The organism is Aeromicrobium sp. Root344 (assembly GCF_001425755.1).
Classification (GTDB): Bacteria; Actinomycetota; Actinomycetes; order Propionibacteriales; family Nocardioidaceae; genus Aeromicrobium.
Genome location: NZ_LMDH01000001.1, coordinates 3039283 through 3051974 on the forward strand (window position 1 = coordinate 3039283; position 12692 = coordinate 3051974).

Sequence of the window (12692 nt, forward strand, 5' to 3'; positions counted from 1 at the left end):
GTGGCCCGATGGACTGGTTGTGGGTGCTGATCGCCGTCCTCCGCGCTGCGTCGCCCGCCCCGGACGACCAGTGGGCGACCCGGCTGAGCACGCTCGACGAGGTGCGGGCCGAGGCCTTCGCGACGACCGATGCAGCGCTGCTCGACCGGGTCTACGTCCGGGGGAGCGGCGCACACCGGACGGACGCGGCGACGATCGCGGACTACCGCCGACGGGGCGGTCGAGTGGTCGGGGCCCGCCTTCGGGTCATCTCGTGCTGGGCGTTGTCGGCGTCGTCGTCACGCGCTCGGCTCGTCGTGGTCGACCAGCTGGGTCCGGCGCGAGTCGTGTGGCCCGACGGGTCCGCGAGCGAGCTGCCACGCGACGAGCCCTCGCGCCGGGTGATCACCGTCGTGCGTACGAGCGAGGGGTGGCGGATCGCCGGGGTCAGCCCTCGCCCGTCGTCCCGTCGATGAGCTCGCGCACGACATCGAGGTGGCCCATGTGGCGGCCGTACTCCTGCATGACGTGGAACAGGATGGACAGGAGCGTCGGGGCCGGCTCGCCGGCGGGGAACCGGCCACCGAGCGCGGCCTCGTCGAGCAGGTCGTGGGCCCTGACGATCTCGGTCGTACGCCGGCCACCGTCGGCCAACGCGGCGAGCAGGTCCTCGAGGGAGCGATCGGTCGCCCACGCTCCGGTGGCGAGGCCATCGACGTGGTCACCCCAGGGCTCATCGACCTGCTCAGCAAGGAATCCCCACACGAACCAGCGCCGCTCCATGTGGACCAGGTGGGCGACGAGCTGGATCGGCGTCCAGCCCGATGGCAGCGGGCTCGTGCGCAGCGCCTGGCCATCGAGGTCGGCCACCTTGCGGCGCACCTCGGACCGGAAGTAGTCGAGGTAGGCGAGGAATGTTGCTGCCGGATCCACGGTGTCCGGGCCGGGCTCCGGGAGGTTCATCGCAACGCGGCCTCGAGGGCCGTCGCGAGGTCGGGCTGCTCGAACGTGAAGCCGGCGTCGGCCAGCGCCACGGGGGAGACCCGCATCGAGCCGAGCAGGTCGTCGGCCATGCTGCCCAGCGCGCCCTTGATCGCGAAGCGCGGAGCGACGAGGAACGTCGGCCGGTGCACGACGTCGCCGAGGGTGTCGGTGAACTCGGCATTGGTGACCGGCACCGGCGCGCCGAAGTTGAAGGGTCCGCTGAGCTCGGGGGACTCGATCAGCAGCGTGGCGGCGCGGACCCAGTCGTTGAGCGAGATGTAGGACATGTAGTGACGCCCGGGTCCGAGGCGGGCGCCGAGGCCCAGCTTCCAGGCCGGGAGCATGAAGCGCAGCAGGCCTTCGTCGCCCTTGAGCACCAAGGTCGTACGCGTGAAGCAGACGCGTGCTCCTGCCTCGACCGCCGGGGACGTGGCGGCCTCCCACGCCTGGACGACACCGGGGAGGAAGCCTGAGTCCGCAGGGCCGGTGCTCTCCGTGAGCACCTCATCGCCGCAGTCGACGCCGTAGTAGGACATCCCCGACGCCGAGATCAGCGCGGGCGGGTCAGGCGACGCGGCGACCGCCTTGGCGAGCGTCCCGGTGGCCGCCGTGCGGGACTCCAGGATGAGCTTGCGGTGCTTCGCCGTGCGCGGCCAGCGGGCCACCGACGCGCCGGACAGGTTGACCACCGCATCGGCGCGGTCGATCACGATCTGGTCGATGCGCCCCGTGTAGGGGTCCCAGACCGAGGCGTCGTCGGCGGAGTCAGCCGACCGTACGAGCCGGGTGACCTGGTGACCGCGCTGACGCAGGTGCTGCGTCAGCGCGGTACCGAGAAATCCAGAGGCGCCACCGATGACGACCTGCATGGTCAGGACCCGAGCTCACCCTCGAACTGTCCACCCTCGAGGCGCTGCTTGACGGCCGTGAGGAAGCGACCGGCGTCGGCGCCGTCGATGATCCGGTGGTCGTAGGTCAGCGAGAGGTAGGCCATGCTGCGCACCGAGATGCTGTCGCTGCCCTGCGCGTCGGTCACCACGACCGGACGCTTGACGACCGCGCCGACACCCAGGATCGCGACCTGCGGCTGGTTGATGATCGGCGTGTCGAACAGCGCGCCGTTGCTGCCGAGGTTGGTGATCGAGAACGTCGCACCGGAGAGCTCGTCGGGCGAGATCTTGTTGGTGCGCGTGCGCTCGGCGACGTCGGCGATCTTGCGCGCCAGACCGGCGATCGACAGGTCGCCCGCGTCCTTGATCGTCGGGACGATCAGGCCGCGCTCGGTGTCGACCGCGATGCCCAGGTGCTCGCCGGCGGGGTAGGTGATCGTCCCCTCCTCGAGGTCGAGCGCCGCGTTGAGCTTGGGGTAGACCTTGAGCGCCTCGATCGTCGCCTTGGCGAAGAACGGGAGGAACGTCAGCTTGACGCCCTCGCGCTCGAGGAAGGCGTTCTTGTGGCGGGCCCGCAGGCGGGCGACCTCGGTGACGTCGACCTCGTGCACCTGGGTCAGCTGGGCCGAGATCTCGAGCGACTCCACCAGCCGCGAGGCGATGACCTTGCGCAGGCGGGAGACCTTCTCGGTCTTGCCACGCAGGGCCGACGGCTCGGCGGGTGCGGCCGCCGCAGGAGCAGCAGCGGGTGCGGCAGCGGCCGGAGCGGCCGCGGCCGGAGCAGCTGCGGGCTTCGCGGCGGCGTCGAGGACGTCCTGCTTGCGGATGCGGCCGCCGACGCCGGTGCCGGTCACGGTCGACAGGTCGACGTCGTGCTGCTTGGCGAGCTTGCGGACGATCGGCGTGACGTAGGTGTCGCCGGCCGCGCTGGGCGATCCCGCGGGCACCGGAGCGGGCTCGGGGGCCGGCGCCGTAGCGGATGGCGCGGGCTGGGCCTCGGCGGGCGGTGACGACTCAGCCGGGTTGGCCTGGGACTCGGGATCGGCCGGAGCAGGCTCTGAGGCAGGCGCCGGCTCAGGTGCCGGTTCGGGTGCCGGAGCAGCTTCGGGTGCCGGAGCAGCTTCGGGTGCCGGGGCAGCCTCGGGTGCCGGGGCGGGGGGCGCGCTCTCGGCCGGAGCCGAGTCGGCAGTGCCGATGATCGCGAGCTCGGCCCCGACCTCGACGGTCTCGTCCTCGGCGACCTTGATCTCGAGGAGCTTGCCGGCCACGGGGGACGGGATCTCGGTGTCGACCTTGTCGGTGGAGATCTCGAGCAGCGGCTCGTCGACGGCGACGNTCGTCGCCGACGGCCTTGAGCCACTGGGTCACGGTGCCCTCGGTGACACTCTCGCCCAGGGCGGGGAGGGTCACGGCGGTGCCGCCGCCGGATGCGGGAGCGGTCTCGGGCTGCGGTGCCGGGGCGTTCTCGGCGGCCGCCTGCTGCGCGTCGGCGCTGCCGGCGGGGGCGGGGGACCGCTCCTCCGAAGCGCTCTCGGCCACGGGCTGCTCGGCGGGCGCCTCGGGCGTGGGCTCTGCTGCCGGTGCCTCAGCAGGTGCCTCGGCTGCGGGTGCCTCGGCGGCCGGGGCTGCGTCGCCACCCGCGTTCTCGCCCTCCTCGCCGATGATCGCGAGCACCGCACCGACCTCGACCGTGTCGTCCTCGTTGGCCTTGATCTCGAGCAGCACGCCCGCGACCGGCGACGGGATCTCGGTGTCGACCTTGTCGGTGGAGATCTCGAGCAGCGGCTCGTCGACGGCGACGNNGTGTCGCCGACGGCCTTGAGCCATTGCGTGACTGTGCCCTCGGTGACGCTTTCGCCGAGAGCGGGAAGGGTGACAGACGTAGCCATGATGTCCTCTGGTTCTCCGGGTCAGGCGTGTGAGTGGAGCGGTTTGCCGGCGAGTGCGAGTGCCGCCTCGCCGAGTGCTTCGTTCTGGGTGGGGTGGGCGTGGATGAACTGCGCCACGTCCTCGGGGTAAGCCTCCCAGTTGACCATGAGGGACGCCTCTCCGACCTGCTCGCCGTAGCGGGCGCCGATCATGTGGACGCCCACGATGGGGCCGTCCTTCTCGCGTACGAGCTTGACGCTGCCCGCAGTGCCGAGGATCTGGGACTTGCCGTTGCCGCCGAGGTTGTAGTCCTGGATCTCGACCTTGTCGTCGCCGTACTTCTCGCGGGCCTGGGGCTCGGTGAGGCCGACCGAGGCGATCTCGGGGTCGCAGTAGGTCACGCGCGGGATGCCCGAGTCGATGACCGGCTGCGGGTTGAGCCCGGCGATCTCCTCGGCGACGAAGATGCCGTGGGCGAAGCCGCGGTGCGCGAGCTGCAGGCCGGGCACGAGGTCACCGACCGCGAACACGCCGTCGACGTTGGTGGCGAGGCGCTCGTTGGTGGGTACCCAGCCACGGTCGACCGTGATACCGGCCTCCTCGTAGCCCATGCCGGCGGAGTTGGGTCCGCGGCCGACAGCGACGAGCACCAGGTCGGTGTCGATCGTCGTGCCGTCCTCGAGCGAGACGGTCACGCCGGTCTCGGTCTGCTCGACGCTGCTGAACTTGACGCCGGTCTTGAAGTTGATCTTGCGCTTGCGGAACGCGCGCTCGAGCTGCTTGGACAGCGACGGGTCCTCGAGCGGGATCAGCGTCGGCAGGCCCTCGATGATCGTGACGTCGGCGCCGAACGACTTCCAGACCGACGCGAACTCGACGCCGATGACGCTGCCGCCGATGATGACGACCTTGTCCGGCACTTCGCTCATCGTGAGCGCCTCGGAGCTCGTGATGACGCGGCCGCCGATGTCGAGGCCCAGCGTGCGAGAGACCGAGCCGGTGGCCAGCACGACGTTGGTGCCGGTGTAGCGCTCGCCGTTGACCTCGACGGTCTTGGGATCGACGAGCTTGCCCTCACCCTCGACGACCGTGATGCCGCCGGACTTGATGAGTCCCTGCAGGCCCTTGTAGAGACGGTCGATGACACCGTCCTTGTAGGCGTTGACGGCCGGCATGTCGACGCCGTCGAACGTGGACTTGATGCCGTACTTGTCGCCTTCGCGGGACAGGTCGGCGACCTCGGCAGAGTGCAGCAACGCCTTGGTCGGGATGCAGCCGGTGTGCAGGCAGGTGCCGCCCAGCTTGCCCTTCTCGATCAGCGCGACGGACTTGCCGAGCTGGACCGCACGCAGCGCGCAGGCGTACCCGCCACTGCCGCCGCCGAGAATCACGATGTCGAAGTTGTTGCCGGCGACGTCCGCCACGGTTCCTCCCAAGGATGTCGTTCGTCATCATCTTGTCACTTGCGGCAACCACGCTGCCACCGGGGTTGATCGGGGTATGCCCGACGATCGGGCACACTTGTCCCATGGGAATCTTCCGAGGCCGCAAGGCCAGGACGGACGGCGGCGCCGTGGTCTCGGACCGCAACGCGAGCCGTGCCGACCTCGACGCGTTGCGCGCCTTCGCCGAGTCACGCAGGGGCGTCGAGGCGTACGTCGAGCCCAAGACCTCCGTGACCCAGACGACGTTGCTGCTGGTCGCTTCGGACGGCGAGTCGATCCGCCGCAGGGTCGCGTCGGCGCAGGCCGCGTTCGAGTTCGCGCGCAAGAAGCTCAACATCCCGGTCTACGACGCCAACCTCGTGGGCATTCCGTCGCGCAAGCGTGACTACGACCTGCGCAAGGCCAAGGGCGCCCCGACAGCACCGTCCGCCTCGTCCGCGCCGCAGCCGGCGAAGCAGACGCCCAAGGAGCTCGCCGCGATCATGACGCTCGAGTCGATCGCGGGAGTCGACCCGCTGCCCACCAACCCGTCGTTCGACGAGCTCATGCGGGTCTATCGCAAGGCGCGCAAGCAGGCGCATCCCGACCGGCTCAACGGCGAACGCACCAAGTGGGACACGGTCGAGGACGCCGCAAGGGCCCTCGGCCTGCCCGACTGACCTGACACACTGCTCGTCATGGCAGAGCGTTTCGACACCGTCGACGAGTACATCGCCTCGTTCCCCGCGGACGTGCAGGCCATCCTCGAGGACGTGCGCACGACGATCCGGAACGCCGTGCCGGGATCAGGCGAGACGATCCGCTACCAGATGCCGTGCGTCACCCTGGGCGACCGCTACCTGGTGCACTACGCAGGCTGGTCCAAGCACATCGGCCTCTATCCCGTCCCGGTCGCGGACGACGACCTGGAGGCGGAGATCGCACCGCTGCGCTCCGACAAGGACACCGTCAAGCTCATGTACGACCGACCCGTGCCGCACGACCTGCTGAGCCGGATCGCGCAGTTCATCGCCACCAAGCGAGCCTGACCCGCCGAGATTTGGATCGAGCTGCACCACGATTCGACCGACGGTGGTGCAGCTCGATCCACATCTCGGGGCCGAGTCAGTGCCAGCCGGCGGGATCGATGCCGCCGGGGATCTCGGCTCCGGGGTCGTAGGGCGTACGGGTGAACACGAACGACGCCAGCACCAGGCGGATCGCGTGGCCGGACGCATCACGCTCCACAATCAGCGGCTCACCGGTGTAGTAGCCGTCGAGGCCGATCCACCCGTCGCCACCGGGCTTGAACCGGGCCCCGCGCCCCTCCCCGGGCGTGCCGAGCCGGAGCTGGCCGTCGGGCGCGAGGGTCAGCCGGAACTCGTACGTCCCCCAGAACCACGGACCCACGAGGTCGAGGCTCGACTGCTGGGTGGCATCTGCGGTCCACGGCTTCGGCGGCACCGGTTCCTTCTCGGCGAACAGGCTGAGCAGCTCCGTCGTCGCCTTGCCGAGGCCGCTCGTGGCATTCGTCATCAGCACGATGCCGTCGCCGGACTCGACGTCGACGCGCAGATCGGCGAGGAAGCCCGGCATCGATCCGCCATGGCCGGCGTAGCGGCGACCCTCGACGTTCCAGGTCTGCCAGCCGAGGCCGTGGGCTCCGGTCCACGGAGCGCCGGCGACATCGTTGACGGCGATGGGCCGCAGCATCTCCTTGAGCGTCTCCGGCTTCAGGACGTCTCCGGTCCGGCCGCCGAGGAACGCGGCCCAACGAGCGAGGTCCTCCACCGTCGACCACAGCTGGCCCGCGGGAGCCATCGAGACGGCATCGTGCTCCGGTTCGACGTGCACGAGGTCGGCGAGCGGATGCACGGCCAGACCCGGCGCTGCGGGCGAGACGGGGCGCGTGGTCGTACGCGTCATGCCGAGGGGCTCCAGCAGGCCGGCACGTACGGCGTCCTGCCACGGCTGGTCGCGCAACCGGGCCACCAGCTCACCCAGCACCGCGTAGCCGACGTTGGAGTAGTGGAAGCCCGTGCCGGGAGTCGCGCGCAGCCGGGTGCCGGACGCCAGCAGCGCATCCCAGGAGTCACCCGGGGTGCGCTCCCACCACTCGCCGTCGGTCTCGGCCTGCAGGCCGGACGTGTGGGTCAGGAGCTGCGCGATCGTCACCTGCGCGATCGGCACCTCAGGCAGGTGCGTGCCGATCGAGTCGCCGAGGTCGAGGCGACCCTCGTCGCGCAGGCGCATGACCTCGACCGCGACGAATGTCTTGGAGATCGAGCCGATCCGATACTGCGTGTCGGTCGTCGACGCGGGTCCGCCTGGGCGGCCGTCGAGGGTGCCGACGGCATCGGACCACACGATGACCCCGTCCCGCACGATGCCCGCGGCGATCGACGGGAGGCGTTGCTTCGACTGCTCGAGGGCGAGCCGTTGCGACAGCGCCCGCGTCGTCGACGGATCGATCGTCATCGAGCCTCGGCCAGCTCCGTCGCGAGTCGGACGAGCGTACGTACGCCGACACCCGTGCCACCGACGGGTGTGTAGTCCACGGCTCCGCCTTCGTTGAACGACGGCCCGGCGATGTCGAGGTGTGCCCACGGGATGTCGTTGACGAACTCCCGCAGGAACGCCGCCGCGAACAGCGCGCCGCCGTACGGCTTGGGGTTGTGCTGGCGCAGGTCGGCGAGGCTCGACGAGGTGACCTTGCCCTTCATCTCCTCGGTAATCGGCAGTGGCCACATCGACTCGCCCGCGGCCTTCGATGCCGCGAAGACCTGGTCGCTGAAGTCCTCGTCGTTGCCGAGGATGCCGCTCGTGAGCTCGCCGAGCGCCACCATGCAGGCGCCGGTCAGGGTCGCGACATCGACGATGCGGTCGGCCTTGGACTCGGCGGCGAGAGCCAGCCCATCGGCGAGCACGAGCCGGCCCTCGGCGTCGGTGTTGTGCACCTCGACCGTGGCTCCGCTGCGCATCGTCAGCACGTCACCGGGACGGGTCGCGCCGCCGCTCGGCATGTTCTCTGCGATGCAGGCGTACGCGGTGACCTTGATCGGCAGGCCGAGGCGGGCGATCGCGACGGTCGCCGCTGCGATCGCGGCTGCACCCGCCATGTCGAGCTTCATGGTCTGCATCGACGCGCCGGGCTTGATCGAGAGTCCGCCCGAGTCGAACGTGATGCCCTTGCCGACGAGAGCGAGGTGGGTCACGGCGTTGGCCGGTGCGTACGTCAGCGTCACCAGGCGCGGCGGGCTGTCGGAGCCCTGTCCGACGCCGAGGATGCCGCCGCAGCGCTCCTTGGCCAGCCGCTTCTCGTCCCACACGCTGACCTTGACGTCGGTGCCGGCATGCGCCGTGATCGCCTCGGCGAAGTCAGCCGGCCTCAGGTCCCCGGGAGGGGCGTTGACCCAGTCGCGGGCGACGTTGACGGCTGCCGTGACGGTGGCGGCGCGCTCGACGGCCTTGGTCGCGGTGGTCTGGCGCGCGAACGGGCTCAGGATGACGGCGCTCTTGAGCTTGGGCTTCTTGGCGTCGCCCTTCTTCTTGGTCTTGTAGGTGTCGTAGGAGTACGACCCGAGATGAGCGCCCTCGGCGATGGCCTCGACCTCGTCGACTCCGGCCGGGTGCAGCGCGATCGCGACGATCGTGGCGTTCTTGGCGGCGCGTATGCCCCGCGCGGTGGCCCGGCGGAGGTCCTCGGCGGTCGGCTCCTCGGGCAGCGCGACGGCGACGATCAGTGGCGCCTTCGCCGCGTCGCCGGCAGGGAACGTGACCGTCTGCCCCTTCTCGCCCGTGAAGCCCAGCAGGTCCAGCGTCGCGGCCAGGTCGCCCTTGTCGTCGTCGCCTCGGATCCCGAGGATCAGGGCGTCGGCGCGCGCGGTGGTCGGCTTGGCGGTGCTGAGGGTCACGGAAAGCATGTCCGCCACTCTAGGGTCGGCAGCCACACCCGCGCGAGGGCCCCACACGCGTGCTTTAGGTTGACTGCCATGGATCTGCTGCATTCGCCGTTGCACGACCGCCACATCGCCCTGGGCGCCAAGCTCGCCGAGTTCGGCGGCTGGGACATGCCGCTCGAGTACGCCGGCGGTGGTGTACTCGCCGAGCACAAGGCCGTACGCGAGGCGGTCGGCCTGTTCGACGTCAGCCACCTGGGCAAGGCGCTGGTACGCGGCACGGGCGCCGCCGACTTCGTCAACCAGTGCCTGACCAACGACCTCGGACGCATCGAGACCGGCAAGGCGCAGTACACGCTGTGCTGTGACGAGGACGGTGGCACGGTCGATGACCTCATCGCCTACCTGCGCAGCGACTTCGAGGTGTTCCTGATCCCCAACGCGGCCAACACGGCGGCCGTCGTCGCCCGCTTGCAGGCTGCGGCACCCGAGGGCATCGAGGTGACGGACCAGCACCGTGACTACGCCGTCCTCGCGATCCAGGGTCCGCTGAGCGACGAGGTGCTGACCTCCCTCGACCTGCCCGTCGACCACGAGTACATGTCGTTCGCCGACGCGACGATCGCCGGCCAGGACATCACGGTGTGCCGCACGGGCTACACCGGCGAGCGCGGGTACGAGCTGGTCGTCCCGTCGGCCTCGGCCGGCGAGGTGTGGGACGCCGTCATGGCGGCGGGGGAGCCGTACGGCATCCGCGCCTGCGGCCTCGGCGCGCGCGACACCCTGCGTACGGAGATGGGTTACCCGCTGCACGGGCACGAGCTGTCTCCCGAGATCAGCCCGGTCATGGCACGGGCCGGCTGGGCCGTGGGCTGGAACAAGCCGGCGTTCTGGGGCAAGGACGTGCTCGAGCGGCAGCGCGCGGAGAAGACCGTGCGTACGCTGCGCGGCCTGCTTGCGCAGGGTCGGGGCATCCCGCGTCCGGGCATGAAGGTCCAGGACGAGGCCGGCGGCGAGCTCGGCGAGATCACCTCCGGCACGTTCTCACCCACGCTGCGTCAGGGCATCGCACTGGCGTTGCTCGAGCCTTCGGTGGCTGACGGTGCGACGGTGATCGTCGACGTGCGCGGCCGCTCGGAGGCGTTCACGGTGACCAAGCCGCCATTCGTACAACCGTCGACCAAGGAGGCGTGAGCATGGGCTGGACATGGACGCTGGAGGACTCGCTCGGCGAGGTCAAGGGCCGCTCGGAGGAGTTCGAGAGCCGCGGCGACGCGGAGTCGTGGGTCGGCGAGGAGTTCGGCGCGCTGCTGGAGCAGGGGATCGACCAGGTGCGCCTGTTCGACGACGAGACCGAGGTCTACGGCCCCATGTCCCTCCACGCCTCGACCGAGTCGTAGACCGAGCGTCATTGAGCCTGTCGAAACGTCCTTTCGACAAGCTCAAGGACCGGGTTGGCTCAGTAGCGCTGGGCCAGCGGGTCGCCGCGCTTGACCTGCGGCTTCGGCAGCCGGAACCGGCGCAGCTGCGTGCTGCGCAGCACCGCGTACGCGACCGAACCACGGGTCTCGTCGGCTGAGAAGCGCTGCTTGAGCTGCTTCCTGAGGCCGCGGACGAGGATGAACTCGTCGATGATCGTGCCGAAGATGATGATCGGGTAGAGCAGGAACGTGGCGGCGGCACCCCACTGCGCACCGTTGCCGACAACGCTGACGATCAGCACCAACGCCAGGAACGGCAGCAGGAACTCCGCGAAGTTCCAACGGCGGTCGACGTAGTCACGGCAGAACTTGCGGACGGGGCCGCGCTCGCGCAGCGGCAGGTACTTCTCGTCGCCGGTCTTGAGCGCCTCGCGCTGCTTGAGCCGGATCTCCTCGCGGGCGGCCCGTTCGCGCTTGGACTGCTCCTTGCGGGAGACAGGGACCTTCATCTGCTTCTTGCGTGCTGCTTCGGCCTCTTTGCGCGTCGGTGTGCGACGCCCCTTGCCGGCCTCTGTCTCGTCTACCACCCGCGCAACCCTACCCGTACGCTCGTAGGCATGAGCATCGGCAAGCGCATCGCCCGGATCTTCCGTTCGCGGCGATTTGGAGGCGACGATGTCGAGCACCTCAAGGACAAGCTCGACGAGACCTACCGCGCCCAGACGGCGATGCTCCAGCAGGTACGCCGCGGGGTCGCGGACGTCGCGACGAGCCGCAAACGCGTCGAGATCCAGCTCGCCGCCCTCGACCAGCAGGCCGCGCAGCTCGATGACGAGGCACGGCAGGCCGTGGCACACGGCAACGACGACGAGGCCCGCGCGATCCTGACCCGCAAGGTGACGCTCGAGAAGGCCGCAGCGGACCTCAAGGCGCGGCACGCCGACCTGCAGGGCGAGGAGGCCAAGCTCGAGGCGACGGAGCTCAAGGTCGCGCAGGAGGTCGAGGAGTTCCGCATCCGCAAGGACACCCTGACGGCTCGGCACACGGCCGCGGCAGCCCGCGCCGAGATCAACAGCGCGACCCGCGGCATCAACTCTTCCGTGAGCGATGTCGGCCAGGCGGTCGAGTCCGCCGAGCGGCGCACGCGCGAGCTCGAGGCCAAGGCCGACGCGGTCGACGAGCTCGTCGCCGACGGCATCATCAGCAAGCCGGGAGAGAGCGCCGACGAGGCGCAGCGCCGGCAGTTCGACACGGCGCTCGACAGCGCCGAGGTCGACCGGCAGCTCGAGCAGATCTCCACACCCAGGAAGGACGACGATGGCTCGGACCCGATTCAGAGGTGACAGCGGACTGACGCTGCGGATGGGCGGCGTCAGCCTCGGCCTCGGCGCGCTCTACGTCGCGTTCGGTGTGATCCTCCTGACCCAGACCTCGCTCGGCGGGTTCGGCATCGTCATCGTCCTCGGCATCGCCTGGGGACAGTGGTACTTCTCGGACTCGCTGGCGCTCAAGTCCATGGGCGCCAAGGTCGTCGAGCCCGAGCAGGCCCCCGAGCTGCACGCGATGATCGACCGGCTGTGCGCGCTCGCCGACATGCCCAAGCCGCGCGTCGCCGTGGCCGTGACCGACATGCCCAACGCGTTCGCGACCGGGCGCTCGCCCAAGCACTCGTCGGTCTGCGTGACGACCGGCATCATGCAGCGGCTCGACGCCGATGAGCTCGAGGGCGTGCTCGCGCACGAGCTCTCGCACGTGGCCAACCGGGACGTCACGGTCATGACGGTCGCCTCGTCGCTCGGCCTGCTTGCCGGCTTCATCACGCGGTGGGGCATGTACGCCGGCAACATCTTCGGCAGCCGCAACAACAAGAACAGCGGCGCCGTGTTCCTGGTCGTGTTCCTCGTCAGCATGGTCGTCTACTTCGTGAGCTTCGTCCTGACCAGGTCGCTGTCGCGCTACCGCGAGCTCAGCGCCGACCGCAGCGGCGCCTACCTGACCGGCCGGCCGTCCAAGCTGTCGTCGGCGCTGGTCAAGATCTCCGGCGACATGGCGCGCATCCCCAACCGTGACCTGCGCGAGGGCCAGGCGATCAGCGCCTTCTTCTTCGCGCCGGCCATCAACCGCGAGTCGATCGGCGCCCTGTTCGCGACCCACCCGCCGCTGCAGCAGCGCCTCGACCAGCTCGCCAAGGTCAGCGCCGAGCTGTCCGAGCAGGGCTAGGCCCCG

The 12692-nt window shown here is 70.0% G+C and carries 14 protein-coding genes and 2 pseudogenes; 7 read left to right on the forward strand and 9 right to left on the reverse strand.

Features of this window, described 5'->3' with window-relative positions:
* The first annotated feature begins 8 nt into the window (after positions 1-8).
* Complete coding sequence (locus tag ASC61_RS15015; RefSeq protein WP_056213225.1) at positions 9-455, forward strand: hypothetical protein; 447 nt, start codon at positions 9-11, stop codon at positions 453-455.
* Here the strand turns inward: ASC61_RS15015 and ASC61_RS15020 are convergent.
* The 6 genes and pseudogenes from ASC61_RS15020 to lpdA form a co-directional block, all read right to left on the reverse strand.
* Complete coding sequence (locus ASC61_RS15020; RefSeq protein ID WP_056213227.1) at positions 427-942, reverse strand: mycothiol transferase; 516 nt, start codon at positions 940-942, stop codon at positions 427-429. The genes ASC61_RS15015 and ASC61_RS15020 overlap by 29 nt on opposite strands.
* The gene (locus tag ASC61_RS15025) at positions 939-1832 is read right to left on the reverse strand and encodes a TIGR01777 family oxidoreductase (protein ID WP_056213229.1); all 894 of its coding nucleotides are present in this window, start codon (positions 1830-1832) and stop codon (positions 939-941) included. The genes ASC61_RS15020 and ASC61_RS15025 overlap by 4 nt, the downstream gene beginning before the upstream one ends.
* A 2-nt stretch (positions 1833-1834) precedes the next feature.
* The coding region (gene sucB, locus ASC61_RS15030) for a 2-oxoglutarate dehydrogenase, E2 component, dihydrolipoamide succinyltransferase (protein ID WP_235503565.1) at positions 1835-3188 on the reverse strand (1354 nt) is incomplete at its 5' end.
* A gap of 1 nt (position 3189) precedes the next feature.
* Positions 3190-3654, reverse strand: a pseudogene (locus ASC61_RS20285) (biotin/lipoyl-containing protein); the annotation flags it as partial.
* A 2-nt stretch (positions 3655-3656) separates the two neighbouring features.
* Positions 3657-3742: pseudogene (locus ASC61_RS20290) on the reverse strand (biotin/lipoyl-containing protein); the annotation flags it as partial.
* A gap of 21 nt (positions 3743-3763) precedes the next feature.
* A complete protein-coding gene (gene lpdA, locus ASC61_RS15035) occupies positions 3764-5146 on the reverse strand; it encodes a dihydrolipoyl dehydrogenase (RefSeq protein WP_056213231.1) in 1383 nt (460 codons plus the stop codon).
* Between the two features lie 104 nt (positions 5147-5250).
* Between lpdA and ASC61_RS20135 the strand changes: the two genes are divergently transcribed.
* Positions 5251-5826, forward strand: a complete 576-nt coding sequence (locus ASC61_RS20135; RefSeq protein WP_200935465.1) for a hypothetical protein — start codon at positions 5251-5253, stop codon at positions 5824-5826.
* Positions 5827-5844: 18 nt separating this feature from the next.
* Positions 5845-6195, forward strand: a complete 351-nt coding sequence (locus ASC61_RS15045) for an iron chaperone (protein WP_056213233.1) — start codon at positions 5845-5847, stop codon at positions 6193-6195.
* Between the two features lie 76 nt (positions 6196-6271).
* Here ASC61_RS15045 and ASC61_RS15050 read toward each other — a convergent pair whose 3' ends face one another.
* A complete protein-coding gene (locus ASC61_RS15050; protein ID WP_056213235.1) occupies positions 6272-7624 on the reverse strand; it encodes a serine hydrolase domain-containing protein in 1353 nt (450 codons plus the stop codon).
* Entirely contained in the window at positions 7621-9069 is a 1449-nt protein-coding gene (locus ASC61_RS15055) for a leucyl aminopeptidase (protein ID WP_056215753.1), read from the reverse strand. The genes ASC61_RS15050 and ASC61_RS15055 overlap by 4 nt, the downstream gene beginning before the upstream one ends.
* Positions 9070-9138: 69 nt before the next feature.
* Between ASC61_RS15055 and gcvT the strand changes: the two genes are divergently transcribed.
* Positions 9139-10239, forward strand: coding sequence for a glycine cleavage system aminomethyltransferase GcvT (gene gcvT, locus ASC61_RS15060; RefSeq protein WP_056213237.1), 1101 nt, complete (start codon positions 9139-9141; stop codon positions 10237-10239).
* Between the two features lie 2 nt (positions 10240-10241).
* The gene (locus ASC61_RS15065; RefSeq protein ID WP_056213240.1) at positions 10242-10445 is read left to right on the forward strand and encodes a hypothetical protein; all 204 of its coding nucleotides are present in this window, start codon (positions 10242-10244) and stop codon (positions 10443-10445) included.
* A gap of 59 nt (positions 10446-10504) precedes the next feature.
* Here ASC61_RS15065 and ASC61_RS15070 read toward each other — a convergent pair whose 3' ends face one another.
* Positions 10505-11053, reverse strand: a complete 549-nt coding sequence (locus tag ASC61_RS15070) for a DUF3043 domain-containing protein (RefSeq protein ID WP_056213242.1) — start codon at positions 11051-11053, stop codon at positions 10505-10507.
* 30 nt (positions 11054-11083) lie between these two features.
* Here ASC61_RS15070 and ASC61_RS15075 point away from each other — a divergent pair, with 30 nt between their 5' ends.
* Both ASC61_RS15075 and htpX read left to right on the forward strand, forming a co-directional pair.
* Positions 11084-11809 (forward strand): PspA/IM30 family protein, encoded by a 726-nt coding sequence (locus ASC61_RS15075; protein ID WP_056213244.1) that lies wholly within the window; start codon positions 11084-11086, stop codon positions 11807-11809.
* Complete coding sequence (gene htpX / locus ASC61_RS15080) at positions 11784-12686, forward strand: zinc metalloprotease HtpX (RefSeq protein ID WP_056213246.1); 903 nt, start codon at positions 11784-11786, stop codon at positions 12684-12686. Before ASC61_RS15075 ends, htpX begins: the two co-directional genes overlap by 26 nt.
* Positions 12687-12692 lie beyond the last annotated feature (6 nt).